This is a genomic window from Pseudomonas lactis (assembly GCF_001439845.1).
In the GTDB taxonomy this organism is placed as follows: domain Bacteria; phylum Pseudomonadota; class Gammaproteobacteria; order Pseudomonadales; family Pseudomonadaceae; genus Aquipseudomonas; species Aquipseudomonas lactis.
Genome location: NZ_JYLO01000002.1, coordinates 17,075 through 38,161 on the forward strand (window position 1 = coordinate 17,075; position 21,087 = coordinate 38,161).

The 21,087-nt window shown below is 60.2% G+C and carries 21 protein-coding genes; 6 read left to right on the forward strand and 15 right to left on the reverse strand.

Translation table 11 applies throughout. The annotated features are described in order from the left end of the window. Positions 1 to 92 precede the first annotated feature (92 nt). Positions 93 to 809 carry a 4'-phosphopantetheinyl transferase family protein gene (locus TX24_RS02865; protein ID WP_057709667.1) on the reverse strand — a complete coding sequence of 239 codons (717 nt, stop codon included), beginning with the start codon at positions 807 to 809 and terminating at the stop codon, positions 93 to 95. 138 nt (positions 810 to 947) lie between these two features. Between TX24_RS02865 and TX24_RS02870 the strand changes: the two genes are divergently transcribed. The 3 genes from TX24_RS02870 to TX24_RS02880 are packed head-to-tail and all read left to right on the forward strand — an operon-like array spanning position 948 to position 3,295. Then, the gene (locus TX24_RS02870; RefSeq protein ID WP_003193560.1) at positions 948 to 1,256 is read left to right on the forward strand and encodes a hypothetical protein; all 309 of its coding nucleotides are present in this window, start codon (positions 948 to 950) and stop codon (positions 1,254 to 1,256) included. An 18-nt stretch (positions 1,257 to 1,274) separates the two neighbouring features. Next, complete coding sequence (locus tag TX24_RS02875) at positions 1,275 to 1,952, forward strand: response regulator (RefSeq protein WP_003193559.1); 678 nt, start codon at positions 1,275 to 1,277, stop codon at positions 1,950 to 1,952. Beyond that, positions 1,949 to 3,295 (forward strand): ATP-binding protein, encoded by a 1,347-nt coding sequence (locus tag TX24_RS02880; RefSeq protein ID WP_019817208.1) that lies wholly within the window; start codon positions 1,949 to 1,951, stop codon positions 3,293 to 3,295. Before TX24_RS02875 ends, TX24_RS02880 begins: the two co-directional genes overlap by 4 nt. Positions 3,296 to 3,797: 502 nt before the next feature. Here the strand turns inward: TX24_RS02880 and TX24_RS02885 are convergent. From TX24_RS02885 to TX24_RS02895, 3 genes are all read right to left on the reverse strand, one after another. Further along, positions 3,798 to 5,411: an NAD(P)/FAD-dependent oxidoreductase gene (locus tag TX24_RS02885; protein WP_003193556.1), complete on the reverse strand. Its 1,614-nt coding sequence runs from the start codon at positions 5,409 to 5,411 to the stop codon at positions 3,798 to 3,800. Positions 5,412 to 5,496: 85 nt separating this feature from the next. Next, entirely contained in the window at positions 5,497 to 6,168 is a 672-nt protein-coding gene (locus tag TX24_RS02890) for a COG3650 family protein (RefSeq protein ID WP_032895666.1), read from the reverse strand. A 96-nt stretch (positions 6,169 to 6,264) separates the two neighbouring features. Then, positions 6,265 to 6,864: a short chain dehydrogenase gene (locus TX24_RS02895; protein WP_034135345.1), complete on the reverse strand. Its 600-nt coding sequence runs from the start codon at positions 6,862 to 6,864 to the stop codon at positions 6,265 to 6,267. A 217-nt stretch (positions 6,865 to 7,081) separates the two neighbouring features. Here TX24_RS02895 and TX24_RS02900 point away from each other — a divergent pair, with 217 nt between their 5' ends. Beyond that, on the forward strand, positions 7,082 to 7,996 hold the full coding sequence (locus tag TX24_RS02900; protein ID WP_003193552.1) for a LysR family transcriptional regulator: 915 nt from the start codon (positions 7,082 to 7,084) through the stop codon (positions 7,994 to 7,996). On the opposite strand, the gene TX24_RS02905 is transcribed toward TX24_RS02900, so the two are convergent. The 9 genes from TX24_RS02905 to TX24_RS02945 all read right to left on the reverse strand — a co-directional run bounded on the left by TX24_RS02905 (position 7,987) and on the right by TX24_RS02945 (position 15,681). Then, complete coding sequence (locus TX24_RS02905) at positions 7,987 to 8,472, reverse strand: DoxX family protein (protein WP_003193547.1); 486 nt, start codon at positions 8,470 to 8,472, stop codon at positions 7,987 to 7,989. The genes TX24_RS02900 and TX24_RS02905 overlap by 10 nt on opposite strands. Beyond that, complete coding sequence (locus tag TX24_RS02910; protein WP_003193545.1) at positions 8,469 to 9,245, reverse strand: HvfC/BufC N-terminal domain-containing protein; 777 nt, start codon at positions 9,243 to 9,245, stop codon at positions 8,469 to 8,471. Before TX24_RS02910 ends, TX24_RS02905 begins: the two co-directional genes overlap by 4 nt. After that, positions 9,242 to 10,120 (reverse strand): MNIO family bufferin maturase, encoded by an 879-nt coding sequence (gene bufB, locus TX24_RS02915; protein ID WP_003193544.1) that lies wholly within the window; start codon positions 10,118 to 10,120, stop codon positions 9,242 to 9,244. Before bufB ends, TX24_RS02910 begins: the two co-directional genes overlap by 4 nt. 22 nt (positions 10,121 to 10,142) lie before the next feature. Continuing rightward, positions 10,143 to 10,439 carry a BufA1 family periplasmic bufferin-type metallophore gene (locus TX24_RS02920; protein WP_056786908.1) on the reverse strand — a complete coding sequence of 99 codons (297 nt, stop codon included), beginning with the start codon at positions 10,437 to 10,439 and terminating at the stop codon, positions 10,143 to 10,145. Between the two features lie 246 nt (positions 10,440 to 10,685). Then, entirely contained in the window at positions 10,686 to 11,387 is a 702-nt protein-coding gene (locus TX24_RS02925) for an ABC transporter ATP-binding protein (protein WP_003193540.1), read from the reverse strand. 1 nt (position 11,388) lies between these two features. Then, entirely contained in the window at positions 11,389 to 12,156 is a 768-nt protein-coding gene (gene livG / locus TX24_RS02930; RefSeq protein ID WP_003193538.1) for a high-affinity branched-chain amino acid ABC transporter ATP-binding protein LivG, read from the reverse strand. Beyond that, positions 12,153 to 13,406 carry a high-affinity branched-chain amino acid ABC transporter permease LivM gene (locus TX24_RS02935; RefSeq protein ID WP_003193536.1) on the reverse strand — a complete coding sequence of 418 codons (1,254 nt, stop codon included), beginning with the start codon at positions 13,404 to 13,406 and terminating at the stop codon, positions 12,153 to 12,155. The genes livG and TX24_RS02935 overlap by 4 nt, the downstream gene beginning before the upstream one ends. After that, a complete protein-coding gene (gene livH, locus TX24_RS02940; RefSeq protein WP_003193535.1) occupies positions 13,403 to 14,326 on the reverse strand; it encodes a high-affinity branched-chain amino acid ABC transporter permease LivH in 924 nt (307 codons plus the stop codon). The genes TX24_RS02935 and livH overlap by 4 nt, the downstream gene beginning before the upstream one ends. Positions 14,327 to 14,553: 227 nt before the next feature. After that, positions 14,554 to 15,681: a branched-chain amino acid ABC transporter substrate-binding protein gene (locus TX24_RS02945; protein WP_003193533.1), complete on the reverse strand. Its 1,128-nt coding sequence runs from the start codon at positions 15,679 to 15,681 to the stop codon at positions 14,554 to 14,556. 341 nt (positions 15,682 to 16,022) lie between these two features. On the opposite strand from TX24_RS02945, the gene TX24_RS02950 reads away from it, so the two are divergent. Beyond that, positions 16,023 to 16,325 carry a DUF2288 domain-containing protein gene (locus TX24_RS02950; RefSeq protein WP_003193531.1) on the forward strand — a complete coding sequence of 101 codons (303 nt, stop codon included), beginning with the start codon at positions 16,023 to 16,025 and terminating at the stop codon, positions 16,323 to 16,325. 227 nt (positions 16,326 to 16,552) lie between these two features. Here the strand turns inward: TX24_RS02950 and TX24_RS02955 are convergent, their stop codons facing one another. After that, the gene (locus tag TX24_RS02955) at positions 16,553 to 18,814 is read right to left on the reverse strand and encodes a putative bifunctional diguanylate cyclase/phosphodiesterase (RefSeq protein WP_057709668.1); all 2,262 of its coding nucleotides are present in this window, start codon (positions 18,812 to 18,814) and stop codon (positions 16,553 to 16,555) included. Positions 18,815 to 18,953: 139 nt separating this feature from the next. After that, positions 18,954 to 19,322, reverse strand: a complete 369-nt coding sequence (locus TX24_RS02960) for a YkgJ family cysteine cluster protein (RefSeq protein ID WP_003193526.1) — start codon at positions 19,320 to 19,322, stop codon at positions 18,954 to 18,956. Positions 19,323 to 19,575: 253 nt separating this feature from the next. On the opposite strand from TX24_RS02960, the gene TX24_RS02965 reads away from it, so the two are divergent. Further along, positions 19,576 to 20,922: a spinster family MFS transporter gene (locus TX24_RS02965; RefSeq protein WP_003193525.1), complete on the forward strand. Its 1,347-nt coding sequence runs from the start codon at positions 19,576 to 19,578 to the stop codon at positions 20,920 to 20,922. Positions 20,923 to 21,087 lie beyond the last annotated feature (165 nt).

The following is a 21,087-nucleotide window of genomic DNA, read 5'->3' on the forward strand; positions in this document are numbered from 1 at the left end:
AGGAGCGAGCTTGCTCGCGAAAAACCTCAACGATAACGCGTGCTGCCTGAATAAACGCGGCGCCTGTGAGTTTTTCGCGAGCAAGCTCGCTCCTACATTGCGACAGCCACCAGGCTCAACAACTGCTCCCCTTGCACCACAAACTGCCCTTCCAGCTCTTTGCCATGGCCCCACTCTTGCGAAAGATCGGTCAGCAACCGCAGACGCACTCTCCCAGCCGCTGACCACTCCAACACCTCGGCATGCTCGAAATAAAAGCGCTTGTGCACGATCGGATAGAGCGCCTTGAACAGGCTCTCCTTCACCGAAAACGTCAGCGTCACCAGCAAGGTCTGTTGCTCACGGGGCAGGGCGGCCATGCGTTGCAGCTCATCGGCGGTCAGGATCTCCCCGGCCAGGCGGTCCGCCCTTTCCGGTGACAGCAGGTGCTCCAGGTCCATGCCCAGCCCGCGCCATTGCGCCTTGTGCCCGACAATCGCCGCAGCGTGCCCGGTGCTGTGGGTGATGGAACCACTGATATGCCCTGGCCAGACCGGGGCGCGGTCTTCGCCAATGGCCGGGATGCAGTGCAGATGATCGAGTCGTTGCAGTGCTTCGCGCGCGCACAGGCGGCCGGCGAGAAATTCCGCCTGGCGCTTGGCGACCGAGCGCTGGATGCTCGCCGGCGGCGGTACATCGCAGCGCTGGAAATCGCCCGGGCTCAATAAAGCTGGGTCGAATCGCGTGCTCAAAAACACCGTGCCCGGCAAGGGAACCGGCAACGGCCAATGATCATCGAGTGGGGTGCAGCAAGCGGGTAGGGGCGTCATGCGCGGTATTTTGCCGAGTTGGCGGGCCAGTGGATAGCCCGGTGCGGTTCAGCTGCGGTTCAGAGCCTGTTCAGGGGGAGTTCAGGGGCGCCTGCGTAGTCTGGACCCCACAGCCCAAACGCGTATGAGGTAACCACCATGACTGCGATCAAAAAGCTGATGTTGGCCTTGACCATGCTTGGCGCCACTGCTGGCGTGCAGGCGTCCGATGGCGCCTTTGCGGCCTTTGGCAGCGAGAAAACCAAGAAATCCAGCAACCTGATCCATCGTGTCAGCTTCGAAGACGCCGGCACCCAGGCCGCGCCGTGGGGCCAGGCCCTGGGCGCTACCCCTGCGCAACCCGACTATCGCAGCGGCTACGCGCACCTGACCGGCCACTACAATGGCATAAAACTGCGCCCCCAAGAGCTGCAGGGCCGCTATGATATCCCCCTGTCGGCTAGTTGAATTGCAGTGGAGAACCTTATGAAATTGCTGGTGGTGGAAGATGAGGCGCTGCTGCGTCATCACCTGTTTACCCGCCTGACCGACAGCGGGCATGTGGTCGAAGCCGTGGCCAATGCCGAAGAAGCCCTGTACCAGACCGGCCAATTCAACCATGACTTGGCGATCATCGACCTTGGCCTGCCCGGTATGGGCGGCCTGGACCTGATTCGCCAGTTGCGCACCCAGACCAAGACCTTCCCGATCCTGATCCTCACCGCCCGCGGCAACTGGCAGGACAAGGTGGAAGGCCTGGCGGCTGGGGCCGACGACTACGTGGTCAAGCCGTTCCAGTTCGAAGAGCTGGAGGCGCGCATGAACGCCTTGCTGCGCCGCTCCAGCGGTTTTACTCAATCGACTATTGTTGCCGGGCCGCTGCTGCTAGACCTCAACCGCAAGCAAGCCTCCCTGGACGAGCAACCCCTGGCGCTGACCGCCTACGAGTATCGGATCCTCGAATACTTGATGCGTCATCATCAGCAAGTGGTCGCCAAGGACCGCTTGATGGAGCAACTGTACCCGGATGACGACGAGCGCGATCCAAACGTGATCGAAGTGCTGGTCGGCCGCCTGCGCCGCAAGCTGGAAGGCCCGGCCGGGTTCAAGCCGATCGATACCGTGCGTGGCCTGGGCTACCTGTTCAATGAGCGCTGCCGTTGATTCGTTCGCTACGTGTGCGCCTGATGCTGGCGGCCGCCACCCTGGCCGTGCTGTTTATGCTCGGCTTGTTGCCGGCCATGCAAGGCGCATTCAGCCTGGCGCTGCAGGATTCCATCGAACAGCGCCTGGCCTCGGATGTGACCACGCTGATTTCCGCGGCGCGGGTCGACAATAACCGCCTGCTGATGCCGGCGCAGTTGCCCGATGAGCGTTTCAACCTCACCGACAGTCGGCTGTTGGGCTATATCTACGACCGTGAAGGCCATCTGGTATGGCGCTCGCGGGCGACCCAGGAAGAAAACATCAACTACAAACCGCGCTACGACGGGCGCGGCAACGAGTTTGCGCGGATTCGCGAGGCCAATGGCCAGGAATTCTTCGTGTATGACGTCGAGGTCCGGCTGCTGGGAGGCAAGAGCGCGGCGTTCAGCATTGTCGCCCTGCAGCCGGTACGCGAATACCAACTGACCCTCGAAGGCCTGCGCGAGAACCTCTACCTCGGGTTCGGCGCGGCCTTGCTGGTGTTGTTGACGCTGTTGTGGCTGGGCCTGACCTGGGGCCTGCAAGCCCTGCGGCGCCTGAGCCATGAACTCGACCAGATCGAAGGCGGCACTCGTGAAAGCCTCAGCGAAGAACACCCCCGCGAACTGCTGCGCCTGACCGGCTCCCTCAACCGCTTGCTGCACAGCGAGCGCGAACAGCGTGCGCGCTACCGCGACTCACTCGATGACTTGGCCCACAGCCTGAAAACGCCACTGGCGGTGTTGCAGGGCGTGAGCGAAGACATGGCCCAGCGCCCCGAAGAACGTAGCCAGGCGTGGGTGCTGCAATCGCAGATCGAACGCATGAGCCAGCAGATCGGTTACCAACTGCAGCGTGCCAGCCTGCGAAAAAGTGGCCTGGTGCGTCACCAGGTACGCCTGGAACCGGTGGTGCAAAGCCTGTGCGATACATTGGAAAAGGTTTATCGCGACAAGCGGGTCACCGTGACGTTTGATCTGCCGCAGGCCTGCGAGGTGCCCATCGAAAAGGGCGCGTTGCTTGAAATGCTCGGCAACCTGCTGGAAAACGCCTACCGCCTGTGCCTCAAGCAAGTGCGTATCAGCCTGGTGGAAAACCTCGATGGCATTGAGCTGTGTATCGAAGACGACGGCCCTGGTGTGCCACCGGACCAGCGTGCACGGATTCTGCAGCGTGGCGAACGGCTCGACCGCCAGCACCCGGGGCAGGGGATAGGGCTGGCGGTGGTCAAGGACATCATTGAAAGCTATCACGCGCGGTTGACGTTGGGAGATTCAGCGTTGGGTGGGGCGGCGTTCAGGATTCACTTTCCTGCCTTGTGATCTTGACCTTAAGCGCCCCGTTAAACCACGCTGGCCGTAATTCGACAGTGATTTGGGGGGTAAACCGGCAGGGATGCCGGTTTAGCCGCCCCGCGCCATGGATGGCGCGGGGCGGCGGCCCACGGATTCAAGACTGTGTTCGGGCACACCGAGCCTAGGCGAGGTGCCGAGTGGTGGGGCAAGAGCGTTTTGCTTACTTTTGACTGGGCCGGCAATCCGGCTTTTCAAAAGTGAGCCGCTGTCAGAGCGGAACCCTAGGTGGCCGTTACCGCAGCAATGGATATGTACACAATCCAACTGTGGTGACTGTCAGACCGTCTTCGCAGGCAAGCCAGCTCCCACATTTGGATCGTGGTGTGTCAGTTAGATCAGCGTCGGCTGTCAGTCCGTCACGGGAGCAAGCTCCCTCGCCACAGGCCCAGCGTCGTATCGAAGTTGTGTAGATACCTATGCTCATCGCAGGCAAGCCACACATTGGATTTATGCTTGCCGCCAGTGTGCTTTAGGCCTCGATGCCGAGCATATCCCGCGCCAGCGCCTCGGCGATCCGGATCCCGTCGACACCCGCCGACAGAATCCCACCGGCATAGCCTGCGCCTTCACCGGCCGGGAACAGGCCTTTGACGTTCAGGCTCTGCATCGATTCATTGCGGGTAATGCGCAACGGGGACGAGGTGCGGGTCTCGATGCCGGTCAGCACCGCATCGTGCAGCGAGTAGCCTTTGATCTGCTTCTCGAACGCCGGCAAGGCTTCGCGGATGGCTTCGATGGCGAAGTCCGGCAAGGCCAGGGCCAGGTCGCCCAATGACACGCCAGGTTTGTAGGACGGTTCCACACTGCCTAGCGCGGTGGAGGGCTTGCCGGCGATGAAGTCGCCCACCAGTTGCGCGGGGGCCTCGTAGTTACTGCCGCCGAGGATGTAGGCGTGGGACTCCAGGCGCTCCTGCAACTCGATACCCGCCAGCGGGCCGCCCGGGTAATCCACCTCGGGGGTGATGCCTACCACGATGCCCGAGTTGGCATTGCGCTCGTTACGCGAGTATTGGCTCATGCCGTTGGTCACGACGCGATGGGGTTCCGAGGTCGCAGCCACGACGGTGCCGCCCGGGCACATGCAGAAGCTGTAGACCGAACGGCCATTCTTGGCGTGGTGCACCAGCTTGTAGTCCGCTGCGCCCAGCTTCGGGTGGCCAGCGTATTTGCCCAGGCGTGCGGCGTCGATCAGCGACTGCGGGTGCTCGATACGGAAACCCACCGAGAACGGCTTGGCTTCCATGTACACGCCACGGTCGTGGAGCATGCGGAAGGTGTCACGGGCGCTGTGGCCCAGGGCAAGAATCACGTGCTTGGAGAGGATTTGCTCGCCGCCGTCGATGACCACGCCGTTCAACTGGCCGTCTTCGATCAGCACGTCGGTGACCCGCTGTTCGAAGCGCACTTCACCGCCCAGGGCGATGATCTGCTCGCGCATGTTTTCCACCACGCCGGTCAGGCGGAAGGTGCCGATGTGCGGCTTGCTGACGTAGAGGATTTCTTCCGGCGCACCGGCCTTGACGAACTCGTGCAGCACTTTGCGACCGTGGAATTTAGGGTCCTTGATCTGGCTGTACAGCTTGCCGTCGGAGAAGGTACCGGCGCCGCCTTCACCAAATTGCACGTTGGATTCGGGGTTGAGCACGCTTTTGCGCCACAGGCCCCAGGTGTCCTTGGTGCGTTGGCGCACTTCCTTGCCGCGTTCGAGGATGATCGGCTTGAAGCCCATCTGTGCCAGCAGCAGCCCGGCGAAAATCCCGCAGGGGCCAAAGCCCACCACGATTGGCCGCTCAGCCAGGCCTTCCGGCGCCTGGCCCACCACCTTGTAGCTGACGTCCGGTGCCGGATTGACGTTGCGATCATCGGCAAACTTGAGCAGCAGAGGGGCTTCACCCTTCACGTTCAGGTCGACGGTGTAGATGAAGCACAGCTCAGAGGTCTTTTTACGCGCATCGTAGCTGCGCTTGAACAGGGTGAAATCGAGCAGGTCATCACTGGCGATGCCCAGGCGCTGCACGATGGCCGTGCGCAGGTCTTCTTCGGGATGGTCGATGGGCAGCTTGAGTTCAGTGATTCGTAACATGACAGGATCCGGTAGGCGGCGGGCAAGAAGGCCGGCTGTTTTGCAAACCGGCGATTATAAGCCCCAATGGCGACTTTCCGTCAGGTTAATCGTCCCGCGAGCCGCCGAACGCCGCGCAACCGCGCTGCACCTGGCCGTTCACGCGCAACTCGGCGCTCATGTGTTGCAGGCTGCCGCTCACACTGTCGACGCAGCGCTGGGGCGCCACCCACAGTTCGATGTGCTGGTTATTGGCCTCGGTCATCAGGTTGAAACGGCCGTCGCCCAGTTGTTCCTCGACGTACGGTACTGCCAAAGGTGGCTGGCCTTCGCGTTCCAGCACCATGCCCTTGGCCGTGACATTCATTGCCCAGGCGGGTTTATGGCCATTGGCCCGCAGGATCATGCGCTTGAAATCCGGGTCGGAGCAGGCTGAGGTCGAGCGTTCGACGCGATACAGCTGTTGCAGGTCCACTGAGCCCTGGGTGCCGCTGGCGACGCCGGAAAATTTGCCACGCAGGTCGGCAAACAGCATGCCCTGCTGGCCGGCCAGCGAGGCCGCTTCCTGCAGGACGCTGGTGCCGCCGGTGTCGTTGACCACGTAGCTGCGCTGGTCGCCGCATGGCTGAAACAGCAGTTTGCCGTCCACCGCCGTCAACTCACCCTGCATACGGGTCAGCCCGACAGTCGATGGCTTGGCCGGCTCGCTTTCAAACAATTGGCAAGCGGCGAACAGAGGAAGCAAGGCAAACAGGGCGAGGGTACGGGCGGCGCGCATTATCGGGTCTCCAGGCAAGTGCCGCCACGTTACGCAGGCTGGCCGTGCATCACAAGCCCGCTTGCCAGCTTCAGGCGTTTCTTACGGATCTCACCTTCAACCTACGATAAAGGTCTGACCGGTTTGCAGGCCCTCGACGCTTTTCGCGTAAGCCAGCGCCACATCGGCGGCGGGGGCAGGTTTATAGCCGCGGAAATAAGGGGCATAGCTGCCCATGGCTTCCAGCAACACCGTCGGGCTGACCGAGTTGATGCGCAGGCCGCGTGGCAATTCAATGGCCGCCGCTTTGACGAAGGCATCCAATGCACCGTTGACCAAAGCCGCCGAAGCGCCGGTGCGGATCGGATCACGGTTCAGAATGCCGCTGGTGAACGTGAACGAAGCGCCATCGTTGGCGTACTCACGACCGATCAACAGCAGATTGACCTGGCCCATCAGCTTGTCACGCAGGCCCAGTTCGAAATCGCTGTCGTTCATGTCTGCCAGGGGCACGAAGTTGACGTTGCCTGCCGCGCAGATCAGGGCGTCGAACTTGCCGGTCTGCTCGAACAGCCTGCGGATCGAGGCGCTATCGCTGATATCCACCTGAAAGTCGCCGCTGGTGCGGCCGATGCTGATCACTTCGTGGCGCTGGGCCAGTTGCGCCTTGACCGCTGAACCGATGGTGCCGCTGGCACCGATCAATAGGATTTTCATCGTGCTGTTCCTCTGGGCTGATTCCCTGTAGGAGCGAGCTTGCTCGCGAAGAACGTCAACGATCACGCGGTAAAACTGACTACACGGCGGCGATCTTGAGTTTTTCGGGAGCAAGCTCGCTCCTACAGTGGTATGGGTTTGCATTCAGTCTAGTGTGGCTTTTTAGTCGGATAAACGCGCTAATAGGCAACCTTTGGTTTTCAAATGGAAACAATCCATGAGCGAAATGGATGACCTGGCGGCGTTCGCCGTGCTGATCGAGGCCGGTAGTTTCACCGTAGCGGCCGCACAATTGGGCTGCAGCAAAGGGCAGTTGTCCAAGCGCATCAGCCAGTTGGAAGCGCAGTTCGCCGTGGTACTGCTGCACCGCACCACGCGCAAGCTGAGCCTCACCGCTGCCGGCGCGGCGTTGCTGCCCCAGGCACAAGCGTTGGTGGTGCAGGTGGAGCGCGCCCGTCAGGCCTTGGCGCGACTCAAAGATGATTTGGCCGGCCCTGTGCGTATGACCGTTCCGGTGTCGTTGGGCGAAACCTTCTTCGATGGTTTGTTGCTGGAATTCTCCAAGCAGTATCCCCAGGTGCAGATCGAGCTGGAGCTCAATAACAGCTACCGAGACTTGGCACGGGATGGCTTTGACTTGGGCGTACGCTCCGGCGCCATCGAACATGAACGCCTGGTGGCCAAACCCTTGCTGGCCTGGCATGAAATGACCTGCGCCAGCCCGGCTTATCTGGAACAGCATGGCGAACCACTGACCCCGGCGGACCTGGCGGCGCACAGCTGTCTGCTCAACAGCCATTACAGCGGCCGCGAGGAATGGTTGTACCACCAGCAACACGAATTGCTGCGGGTAAAGGTGAGCGGCACCTTCGCCTCCAACCACTACAACCTGCTGAAAAAAGCCGCGTTGGTCGGCGCCGGTATTGCCCGCCTGCCGTCCTACGTTCTACCCGCGGAACTGGCTGACGGCCGATTGCGCTGGCTGCTGCGCGACTATCAGACACGCAGCATGCCGATGTACCTGGTGCATCCCTACCAGGGCGGCCTGCCACGGCGTACCCAGGTGTTGGCCGACTACCTGGTGGACTGGTTCAAGCGCAGCGGCGAAGCGCTGGATCGGCTTCAGCGATAGCGGCGGGCAATCAGGTGGTCGATGGACAGGCAGCCTGGGCCTTTGGCAAGCAACAGCAATAACAGCGCAAGCCAGGTGCCGTGAGTGGGATAGGCGTCAGGGTAGACGAACAGCTGGATGGTCAAGGTCATGCCGATCAAGGCCAGGGCCGAAAAACGCGTGGCGAACCCCAGCAGGATCAATACCGGAAAAAAATGTTCGGCAAAGGTTGCCAGGTGCGCGGCCACCTGCGGCGACAGCAGAGGCAATTGGTATTCGCTGCGAAATAAAAACAGGGTCGAGGCGGCAAGTTTGGGCTCACCCCATTGGAAGGTGCCGCTGATCAGGTCAATGGCAAAGCCTTCGACCTTGGTCTGGCCAGACTTCCAGAACACCGCCGCAATGGAGAAGCGCGCGATAAAGGCGATCAGGCTGTAAGGGATTTTTTCAAACAGTGCGACGGTTCGCTTTACCAGGCAGGGAGCGGGAAAGTTCATGGCGATACCTCTGGTTGCAGATGTAAATGGGTGATGGCGTCGTGGCTGATCAACAGCGTAAGACATTGGTGCAAATCGAATTCGTCAGAGGCTTGCAGGGCGTCAGCGATGGCCATCTCCAGCCCTGCGCCTTGGTTGAGTCGGTTGATAAAGGTCACAGACCCGCGGTCGATGGCGAATACCTTGACCGCCAACCCTTGGCGCAAGACCATCGCGCCTTGGGCATACCAGGGGTTCAAAGTGGCGATAGCCCCGTCGACCTGATGCGCCGCCCAAACCGATACCACCGCGTAGGAAGATTCCAGCGTGGCAAGTGACGGATGCAGTCGTACACGCAGTTGTCCCAGTTGTGCGCAGCCTTGCAGTTGCCGAAGTACGCTGTGCTGATCCAGAACCTGGCAATCCGCCGCGTGATAAGCGCGGACCCTCAAGCGTTCCAGCCGGGCGACATCGGCCAGGTAGGGCACGCTTGAGGCCGGTTCGAAAGCCTGGATAAAGTCAGCGAACGTGCCGCCGTACTCACTGATCAACGGGCTGATAGGCGGGTGGGCCTGGACATACAGGCCGGCCATGGCGCGGAAAAACTCATCGCCGACCAGTTGCCGCGCCACCGGGTAGGCGGCCGCCAAAGCATTGATCAACGCGCTATGGACATTGTTTCGATACACCGCAAAGCGGCTCGTCGGCTCAGCACCGTTGCTGCTGAACACGCCCTCGGGGCAGGTTGCTTGCGGGGCCAGTAAAGCCTGGGCAAATGCCTGCTGAATACTCATCGGGCCACCTGCGACAAATACCCTTCGGCCTGTCGGGCCTCTGCTTGCAGCACGCTGAACGCGGGCACCTGGTTATCCCGCTCGATCAGCGTGGCCACCGCTCCCGTCCGTGCCAATACCTGTGCATACAGCTGCCACACGGCGTTATCGATTGGCGCACCGTGGTCATCGATCAGCAGGCGGTCGCCCAGGCTGTCGGTGTCTTCGGCAAAACCGGCCAGATGAATCTCACCCACTGCGTGCAATGGCAGGGCATCGATGTAGGCCAGCGGGTCGCGCTGGTGATTGATACAGGACACGTAGACGTTGTTGACGTCGAGCAGCAGGCCGCAACCGGTACGGCGGACGATCTCACTGATGAAGTCGGTTTCGTCCAGGGTGGAGCGCTGGAACTGCAAATAGGTGGACGGGTTTTCCAGTAGCATCGGGCGCTTGAGCGTGCTTTGTACCTGGTCGACGTGTGCGCACACCCGGTTTACGGTGCTGGCGTCGTAGGCCAGGGGCAGCAGGTCGTTGAGAAACACCGGGCCGTGGCTGGACCAGGCCAGGTGTTCGGAAAAAGACTGGGGTTGGTAGCGTTCGATCAGCGTGGCCAGGCGAGCCAAGTGCTCGCGGTCCAGAGGGCCTTCGCCGCCGATGGACAGGCCGACGCCGTGCAGTGACAGGGGGTATTGCGCACGAATCAACCCCAGGTAGTGATGAAACGGGCCGCCGGCCACCATGTAGTTTTCGGCGTGTACTTCGAAAAAACCGATGTCGGGGCGGGTCTCGAGCACCTCAGTGAAGTGCTCGGTCTTGAGCCCCAGCCCGGCCCGATAGGGCAGGCCGGGCGCCTGAGCCGGTGAGACCGCGTGTTGGGCTGTAAGCGTCATCATCAGTACTCAGGCTGCGCGGGGTTCAGGATTTGGCGGTGAAGGCCGCTTCCTGGCCAAAACCGGTCGGCGAGGTGGTGCTTGGGGTCTGGGTGCATGTGCCGGCGGGGACCAGTTTCCAGGCATTGGCCTGGTCTTTGGTTTTAGAGGTGCCCGCGCAGGAAGTACCGGCGCCTGCGGCGCAATCATTCTTGCCGGCTTCAGCCACGCCGTAGCACTTCTGCATGTCGTCGGCCGCGTGGGCGGTGGTGGTCAGGGCGGACAGGCTCAGGGCAGAACCAAGGGCCAGAACGAGGGTGGCAGCGGACAGTTTGGTGGTCATGGTGTGTCTCCAGCAGTGGTTGAATGCGCAGGCTTGATTGCCTGCATGCACCACTAGAGAGAGCTCGACGAATTGCGTTACACAAACTTCGAAAATAAATTCAATAGTACGGTTCACACCAAACAAATGTGGGAGCGGGCTTGCTCGCGAATGCAGTGTGTCAGCCAACAGTTTCCGGCTGATTCACCGCATTCGCGAGCAAGCCCGCTCCCACATTTTTGATCCGGTTTCTATGGCAGCCTGTGTTTAGCCGCCCAGGTACGCCTCCCGCACTTTCGGATCGGTCAGCAATTGCTCACCGGTGCCCTGCATCACCACTCGGCCATTCTCCAGCACATAGGCGCGGTCAGCGATTTTCAGCGCCTGGTTGGCGTTCTGCTCTACCAAAAATACCGTCACCCCGTCCTTGCGCAGCTGTTCGATGATGTCGAAGATCTGCTGGATGATGATCGGTGCCAGGCCCAGGGAAGGCTCGTCCAGCAGCAACAGCTTTGGCTTGCTCATCAGCGCCCGGCCGATGGCGAGCATTTGCTGCTCGCCGCCGGACATGGTGCCGCCGCGCTGGCTGAAACGCTCCTTGAGGCGGGGGAACAGGTGCAGCACCTTGTCCATCTGCTCCTGGTAATCGCCCTTGTCGGTAAAGAACCCACCCATGGCCAGGTTCTCTTCGACGGTCAGGCGCGAGAACACTCGACGGCCTTCGGGCACCACCGCAATGCTCTTGCGCATGATCTCTGCCGAGTGCTTGCCCACCAGTTCTTCACCCATGTAGCGGATGCTGCCACTGTAGGCTTGCGGCGAACCGCACAAGGTCATCAGCAAGGTCGATTTGCCGGCACCGTTGGCGCCGATCAGGGTGACGATCTCACCCTGGCGTACTTCCACATTGACGCTGTGCAGGGCCTGGATCTTGCCGTAGAAAGTGGAAACGTTTTCGAATTGCAGCATTTTACGCTTCCCCCAAATAGGCTTTGATCACTTCAGGATTGTCGCGGATCTGCTCCGGCGTCCCGTTGGCCAGCGGCGTGCCCTGGTTGATCACCACGATGTGGTCGGAGATGCTCATGACCAGTTTCATGTCGTGTTCGATCAACAGCACCGTGGCGTTGTTTTCCTCACGCAGCACACTGATCAGCGCCTTGAGGTCTTCGGTTTCCTTGGGGTTCAGGCCGGCGGCAGGTTCGTCGAGCATCAGGATGCGCGGGCGCGTCATCATGCAACGGGCGATTTCCAGGCGCCGTTGCTGGCCGTAGGCGAGGGTGCCAGCCGGGCGGTTGGCGAACTCGGTCAGGTTGACCTTGTCCAGCCAGTACGCCGCGTATTCCATGGCCTCGCGCTCGCTTTTGCGGAACGCCGGGGTCTTGAACAGGCCGGCGAAGAAGTTGGTGTTCAAGTGACGGTGCTGGGCGATCAACAGGTTCTCGACTGCCGTCATGTCCTTGAACAACCGCACGTTCTGGAAGGTCCGCACCACGCCTTTGCGGGCGATTTCGTGGCCGGCCAGGCCCTGAATCGGTTGGCCGTCCAGCAGGATGCTGCCACCGCTCGGCTTGTAGAAACCGGTGAGGCAGTTGAACACCGTGGTCTTGCCGGCGCCGTTGGGGCCGATCAGTGCTACCACTTGTTTCTCTTTGACGGTCAGGGCCACGCCATTGACCGCCAGCAAACCGCCGAAGCGCATGCTCAGGTTTTCGACTTTCAGGATCTCGCGGCTCATTTGCGCAGCTCCATGTGTGGACGTTGCATGGGCAGCAGGCCTTGAGGACGCCAGATCATCATCAGCACCATCATGGCGCCGAACATCAACATGCGGTATTCGCTGAACTCACGCATCATTTCCGGCAGCAGGATCATCACGATGGCCGCCAGGATCACGCCCAGTTGCGAGCCCATGCCACCCAATACCACGATGGCGAGAATGATCGCCGACTCGATAAAGGTGAACGATTCCGGCGTCACCAGGCCTTGGCGAGCGGCGAAGAAGCTGCCGGCAAAACCTGCGAACGCAGCGCCCAGGGTGAATGCGGAAAGCTTGATGATGGTCGGGTTCAGGCCCAGGGCGCGGCAGGCGATTTCATCTTCGCGCAACGCTTCCCACGCGCGCCCGATGGGCATGCGCAGCAGGCGGTTGATCACGAACAGGGCCGCCAATGCCAGCAACAGCGCGACCAAGTACAGGAACACCACTTTGCTCACCGGGTTGTAGGCAATCCCGAAGTACTCGTGGAAGGTCTGCATGCCTTCGGCGGCGCTGCGGTCGAACGACAGCCCGAAGAATGTCGGCTTGGGGATGCTGCTGATGCCGTTGGGGCCACCGGTGATGTCGGTAAGGTTACGCAGGAACAGGCGAATGATTTCGCCGAAGCCCAGGGTCACGATGGCCAGGTAGTCACCGCGCAGGCGCAGCACCGGGAAGCCCAGCAGGAAGCCGAACGTCGCCGCCGCCATACCGGCCAGTGGCAGGCAGATCCAGAAGCTCCAGCCCAGGTAATGCGAGAGCAGCGCGTAGGTGTAGGCACCCACGGCGTAAAAGCCCACATAACCCAGGTCGAGCAGGCCCGCCAGGCCCACCACGATGTTCAGGCCCAGGCCCAGCAACACGTAGATCAGGATCAGCGTGGCAATGTCGACCGCGCCGCGCGAGCCGAAGAACGGCCAGATCAGCGCCGCGATGATCAGCCCGATGATGATGTAGCGCTGGGTGCGCGGCAGGGTCAGAAATTGGCTGACCTTGGGCGACACCAACGGGCCACGGTTGCCCTTGAACAGGGCTCCAACCTGCTGGGTGAACAGTACACGCAGGAACATCAGCACCGAACACAGCGCGATGACGGTCAGGGTGACAGGCCCGGTGCCATGCACTTCAAGGTTGATGCCGACAATGCTCAGCTTGAGACCGAGTACCGGAAAGGCCACGGCCCAGACCAGCAAGGCGCTGAAAAACGCCGATTTAAGATATCTGCTCATACTTTCTCAACCTCCGGACGGCCCAGGATGCCGGTCGGACGGAACAACAGCACCAGAACCAACAGGCCGAACGCGACGACGTCCTTGTACTGGTCACCGAAGATATCGGCGCCAAAGGCTTCGGCCACACCCAGCACCAGCCCGCCGAGCATGGCGCCCGGAATGCTGCCGATGCCGCCCAATACCGCCGCGGTAAAGGCCTTGAGGCCCACCAGGAAGCCGGCGTTGGGGTTGATCACGCCGTATTGCATGCTCAGCAACACGGCCGCCACGGCCGCCAGCGCAGCACCAATGACGAAGGTCAGGGCGATGATGTTGTTGGTGTTGATGCCCAGCAGGTTGGCCATCTTGATGTCTTCGGCACAGGCCCGGCAGGCGCGCCCCAGACGGGAGCGGGAGATGAACAGCGTCAGGCCCAGCATGGCCACCAGGGTGACCACGAAAACCAGAATCTGCATGTACGAAATCAGCACTTCTTGTGCGCCACCCGGGCCGAAGGAGATGCTCCCCGGAATCAGGTTGGGAATGGACTTGTCCTTGGAGTCCTGGGACAGCAATACGGTGTTCTGCAGGAAAATCGACATGCCGATGGCAGAAATCAGCGGGATCAAACGGTTGCTGCCCCGCAGGGGACGGTAGGCAACCCGCTCGATGCTGTAGCCATAGGCACTGGTCACGATGATCGATGCCAAAAACGCAGCGGTCATCAACAGCGGCAGGGAGTGGATCCCCATCATGGCCAGCCCGGCAAGGGCGATGAAGGCCACGTAGGAACCAATCATGTACACCTCGCCATGGGCGAAGTTGATCATTCCAATGATGCCGTAAACCATTGTGTAGCCAATGGCTATCAAGGCATAGGTGCTGCCAATGGTCAGGCCATTAACCAGCTGTTGGAAAAAATGATAGATCTCAGGCATTACAGCGCTCCTAAAAACCCGATACGCATTTCACTGGTGGAGTCATTTCCGGCTCGGTGCCCTGTTCTGTGACCAGGTTGCACAAAGCGTTTGCCAGCGAACCGCTGGTGACGGTTTTAAGATTTTCAGGTGAGCCAGCGCCCGGATCGCGGGTGACATGGCCCATAAACCTCGTAAAACAAAGCCCACTGCTTGCACAGTGGGCTTGTTGACCAGTAACGCCTGGCTTACTGAGGGGAAACTTCGGTTTTTGGTTTACCGAAGTGCCATTCGTAGACCACGAACTTGAAGTCCTTCAGGTCGCCCTTGGCGTCGAAGCTCAGGTCGCCCGTAGGGGTCTTGAAGGTACCGGCGTGGATGGCCTCGGCCACTTTGGCGGTGTCTTCGCTTTTGGCCGCAGCAATACCACCGGCAATCACTTCAACTGCCGAGTAGGCCGGGAACACGAACGGACCGGTTGGGTCCTGCTTGTTCTTGGCGAACTCTTCGACGATGGCTTTGTTGGCAGGGTCGGTGTCGAAGGATTTCGGCAGGGTCACCAGCAGGCCTTCGGAAGCGCCCTGGGCGATTTGCGAGATGGAGTCGTTACCCACGCCTTCCGGGCCCATGAACTTGGCGTTCAGGCCTTTTTCCTTGGCTTGGCGCAGGATCAGGCCCAGCTCAGGGTGGTAGCCGCCGTAGTAGACGAAGTCGACATTGGCTTGCTTGAGTTTCTGGATGATCGAGGAGAAGTCTTTGTCACCGGCGTTCAGGCCTTCGAAGACTGCAACCTTGGTGCCTTTTTCTTCAAGGGTCTTCTTCACGGCGCTGGCGATGCCTTCACCGTATTGCTGCTTGTCGTGCAGTACGGCGACGATTTTCGGCTTCACGTGGTCGGCGATGTAGTTGCCGGCCGCTGGGCCTTGCGCGCTGTCCAGGCCAATGGTGCGGAAGATCAGCTTGTAGCCACGGGAAGTGATTTCAGGGCTGGTGGCAGCCGGGGTAATCATGATGACGCCTTCGTCTTCATAAATATCCGACGCTGGCTGAGTGGAGCTGGAGCAGAGGTGGCCGACGACGAACTTGACGCCATCATTGACCACTTTGTTGGCAACGGCCACGGCTTGTTTTGGATCGCAAGCGTCGTCGTATTCCTTGGCTTCAAGCATCTTGCCGTCTACGCCGCCCTTGGCGTTGATGTCTTTGATGGCTTGCTTGGCACCCATGAATTGCATGTCGCCGTATTGCGTCACCGGACCGGTCTTGGGACCGGCGATGCCGATCTTGATGGTGTCGGCTGCGAACGAATGGCCGGCAACCCCAGCCAGGACCATAGCGGCAAACAGTTTGGAAATCTGCTTAGTAGCCTTATTCATAGTGCTCCACTCTTACTGTTGTATTTTTTATAGTTCTAGCGGCCTTGTGAGCTGCAGAACCGGATCAGATATCGCGGATATCCCCCCGGCATTGCCCTGGCAACTGTACCGGTACAGTGTAGAGCGCTGGCTGATCGCTTGAAAAGCTGGCAGCTGGGGGCAAAACCTGGGTATGTCGCTTAAATGAAAGAAAAAGACAGAATCGCGGCGGGTTGCTAACAGCTTTCAAGGCATTCCTTGGCTTTCCTGGCGCTTTCAATCGCTACTTCATTTGCTACTGGGTTTTTCTGCCTGAGCGACGGGGCTATGATTGCGCCGATTTTTTACTCAGGTGAATTCCCATGACGCAAGAACCAAGCACCCTCTATGCCAAGCTGCTCGGTGAAACAGCCGAAATTTCCTGGAAGGAGCTTGAACCGTTCTTTGCCAAGGGTGCCCTATTGTGGGTCGATGCCAGCCTGGATTTGATCGAGGCCGCCGAAGGAATGGCCGAAGACAACCGTGACAAAGTCGCCGCCTGGCTAGCTGCCGGGAGTCTTGGCGAAGTGTCTGCATCGCGGGCGTTGGACCTGGTGGAACGTGATCCGAGCTTGTGGGCAGTGGTGGTCTCGCCATGGATTCTGATCCAGGAAAGGGCGGCGTAAGAATTGCCAGCACTAAAAAGGTGCGTATTTTTCACGCGGTGAAGTGTGTAGGGGAGTAACCGCTTATCGCGTGATGGCACCTTGCCGTAGCGAAAGATCACAGGCGAGGGTGACGTAAACGTCACGGGCACAGTTCAGGTCGTCGGGAAATAGCCGCGCAATTGTTTCGGCGTATGACTCAGCGCTGCAGCGCGCGCATTCAAATCGTCAGCTTGCGCGTCTTGGTCTCAGCGGATCGGCCTGACAATAGAAGGCGGGCCGATACGTCCCGCAGCTGGGTCGTTTGGCGGTGGAGCGTCTTTGCCTTCCACGCTGAGCGGATATAGCGGATTACGCATGGCAATCCCCTGCATCACGCCGATGATGTCGTCGAAGGGCACCGCCGGGCTGAGCAGGTAGCCCTGGATGTAGTCGCAGCCATGCTTGAGCAACAGCTCGAACTGCGCCTGGGTTTCCACGCCCTCGGTGACCACCTGCAAGTGCAGGGTGTGGGCCATGCCAATAATCGCTTGGACAATTTCGCTGTCTGCGGTGGATTTGGGGATGTCCTGGATAAACGAGCGGTCGATCTTCAAGGTGTTGAGCGGCAAGCGCTTGAGGTAAGCCAGCGACGAATAGCCGGTGCCGAAGTCATCGATGGCCAGTGACACACCCAGGGCGCGAATCTGCCGCAACAGGGCCAGGGTGCTGCTGATATTGCCCATCAACGCGTTTTCAGTGACTTCCAGTTCCAGGCGGTTGGTGCCGATGCCGGCGAAGCGCAGGGCGTCTTCGATTTCATCGGCCAGTTCGTCACGCGCCAGGTTCAACGCAGAGCAGTTCACCGCCATGATCAACTCGGTGTCGCCCCGGTCAGACAACAGGCTCAGGTCGTGACAGGCCTGGCGCAATACCCAGTGGTCCAGCTCGGCGATCAGCCCGTTGTTCTCGGCAATGCCGATAAAGCGGTCCGGGGCCAGCAGCCCGTGTTGGGGGTGTTGCCAGCGCACCAGGGCTTCCAGGCGCGTGACCTTGCCCAGCTTCATGTCGAAGATCGGTTGATAAAACAGCACCAACTGGCTGCGCGTACGTAAGGCGGCGCGCAGTTCTTCTTCCAGTTGCAGCTCAAGAAAGGCACGGGTTTTAAGGTTGGAACTGAAGAAGTTCAAGCAATTGCGCCCGGCATCCTTGGATTGGTACAGCGCCAGGTCGGCGGTTTTAAGCAGTTCTTCGCAGGTGTGGCCGTCTTCGGGAAACAGGCTGATGCCGATGCTGGTGGTCATCACCATGCGCCGACCGGCCAGTTCGATGGGTTCTTTCATCTTCTGCATGATGCGCTGGGCCATGTGCCGGGCTTCGTCGCGGTGATGAATATTGACCAGGATGCAGAACTCATCGCCGCCAAAGCGTGCCACCACATCTTCATGGCTGCGTATCGAACCTTTGATATGCCCGGCGAGCACCGTGAGCAGCTGGTCGCCCGCATCATGGCCCAGGCTGTCATTGATACGCTTGAAGTGGTCGATATCGAGGAAGATCACCGCCATCATGCCCTGAGTGCGGGTTTTTTCCGCGACTTTCTCCGCGAAGATCTGATTGAAACCACGGCGGTTGAGCAGGCTGGTCAACGCGTCGAAGTGGGCCACTTGTTGCAGCGAGGCGCGGGCCTGGTCGAGTTCGCTGAGCAGCGCGTTGACCCGGCGCAGGTCGCGCTCCTTGTGTTGCAGCTTCTTGTCGGCCAGGGCTGCGCTGACGCTGCTGCCGATCACCAGCAAGGTGATCATCGCGACTGAGAGGCCCAGTTGAATCGGGTTGTCATCGGCCCGCAACGACAGATCCGTGCCGCTGGGCACCAGCATTTGCATGGCCGCCATGCCGGTGAAGTGCATGCTCAGGATCCCGGCGCCGAGCACCAGGCTGGCGGCGTATTTGAGCAGTTGGTGAAACACGCCGGCCCCATTGCGCAGGTAACTGGACAGCAACAACGCCGCCAGGCTGGCGCCCATGGCAATCGCCACCGAGGCCAAAAACAGCCGTGTTTCGAAGTACACCTGGGCCTGGGAACGCATGGCCGACATGCCCACGTAGTGCATCAGCGCGATGCCCAGGCCCATCCACACCGAAGCTACCAGGTATTGATGAAAACGCAGGTGGGTATGACTGAGGGTCTGCATGGCGAGCAGCGACGCGATCAGGGCAATCAGCAGCGAGACGAACGTCATGATCAGTTCGTAGTGAATGGCAATGGGCGCTTGGAAGGCCAGCATGCTGATGAAGTGGGTCGACCAGATGCCGCCTGCCAGGCAACCCGCACCCAGCCAGCGCCAATGGCGGCGGGCGGTGGGGTCTTCGACATGGCCGACACGTTCGGCCATGTCCAGGATACCGAAACCCGCCGCGCAGGCGACCAGGTACGCCAGCAGCACCAGAAACGGGTTATGAGTGCAATTGAGCAATAAATGCCCGCTGTCTGGAAGGTCGGTAAAAAAATGCTGCCCCAGCCATTCCATAGCTTATCCCGTCACAGAGCCCTGTCACTGCCAGCGGCGATGACCCATGAGGTCGAGTATAGGAGTCTCTCGAAATTTGCCATCAGTAATGGCGTTTTGATCTCAAATTATTTTGATATGCCTTCCATAGCGTTTGGTGCTAAGCGCTGATGGGCAGGTCGAGTTCGAAGTGCGGGGCCTCCAGCGGGGCCAGGCCAAATGCGGCACGGGCGGCGTCGCAATCGACATTTTGCACGCCCTGGCTCCAAGACGCCTCGAACTCACGGCATACACTGGAGCGTTGTTCATAAATTGAGCAACTGGTGGCTTGTCCGACTTCACCTTCAAGGCTGCAGCACCGTGCCGGCTTGCGGTCGGTGCCGATCATCGCCACGCGGCTGGGGTTGATCTGCACCACCAGCTCATCGGGCACCGTGCCCCCGGACGAGGCGCACTCACCCCAAAAGAAAGACACGCGAAAGTGTGAACAGCAGGCACCGCAATTCAGACACGGACTGGCTTCGGACATGGGCGTCATCAATAAGAAAAGTAGGAGGAGGGTGCTGCGAAAGGCTCGCCATTCTATCCGTGCCATGGCCGTTGGGAAGAGGGGTACGCACTTATATTTTCGTGGGCAAAATCCCCTGTTGCCTGGGTGAAATCATGCCCTATCAGCTTTACGAATCATTACAGACAATCACCGCCAGCCTGACTATGTTGCAGTGACCTGAGCAGGATGCACCGGGCATCGCAGCTCTCATAACAATAAAAGAGACGGACCCATGCAGAACTCGACCCAAGCGGCGAATGCCTGGCGCATTCTGTTCCTGCTGTTCCTCGCCAACCTGTTCAATTTCTTTGACCGTACCATTCCCGCGATCATCATCGAGCCCATCCGCATGGAATGGCACTTGAGCGACTTTCAGCTCGGTATCATCGGCACCGCCTTTACCATCGTCTACGCCATTGCCGGGCTGCCGCTCGGGCGCCTGGCCGACACCGGTTCACGCAGCAAGTTGATGGGCTGGGGCCTGTTTGCCTGGAGCGGGCTGACGGCGGTCAATGGCATGGTCGGCAGTTTCTGGACCTTCCTGCTGGTGCGCATGGGCATTGGCATTGGCGAAGCCAGCTATGCACCGGCGGCCAATTCGCTGATTGGCGACCTGTTTCCCGCCCACCGCCGCGCCCGAGCCATGGGGATTTTCATGCTTGGCCTGCCGTTGGGCCTGTTGCTGGCGTTCTTTACTATCGGTGCGATGGTCAAGGCGTTCGACAGCTGGCGCGCGCCCTTCTTTATCGCGGCGGTGCCGGGGCTGATCCTGGCGGTGTTTATGTTCTACATAAAAGAACCCAAGCGCGGCGCGGCGGAAACCGTGCAGGTTTCCCAGGAGCGCGTCGACCGCCCGATCCGCCGCGTGCTGGCCGTGCCGACCTTCCTGTGGCTGGTGCTGGCCGGGTTGTGCTTTAACTTCGCTACCTATGCGTGCAACTCATTCCTGGTGCCGATGCTGCAACGCTATTTCCTTATGCCGTTGCAGGACGCGGCCGTCGCGACCGGCGTCATCGTCGGCCTGACCGGCCTGGTGGGATTGACGCTGGGCGGCTGGATTGCCGACAAGATTCATCAGCGTGTCGCCAATGGCCGGTTGTTGTTTGCCGCGTTCAGCTTGATCATCTCCACGGTTACCACCGCCTGGGCATTGCATGCCGGGCGTGTCGAAATCGGGGTGTTTGTCGCGCTGTTCAGTGTGGGCTGGTTGTTTGCCTACAACTTCTATACCTGCGTGTATACCGCGATCCAGGACGTGGTCGAACCGCGTTTGCGCGCGACGGCGATGGCGCTGTTTTTTGCCGGGCTGTATTTGCTCGGCGGTGGCATGGGGCCGGTGGTGGTCGGGGCGCTGTCCGATCACTTTGCTCATTCGGCGATGTATGCGGACGGGGCGCAGCAGATGACCGAGGCTTATAAAGCCGTGGGCTTGCATGACGCCATGTACCTGATTCCGGTGGCGCTGTTCTTGACCATGCTGTTTCTGTTCCAGGCCTCGCGCAGTTTTGTGCGTGATGCCAAGCGGATGAAGGAAGGGTTGAGTGCGGTTGAGGTGCCGGCAACTGCGGTAACGGCGTGAGACCGAGTGATCGTTCCCATGCTCTGCGTGGGAACGCCGCTCTGGACGCTCTGCGTCCGCTTTAAAGTCGTGACGCAGAGCGTCACATGATGCATTCCCACACAGAGCGTGGGAACGATCTCTAAAAAGGCCCGCACTAAGCGGGCCTTTTACGTTCAGCGGTTT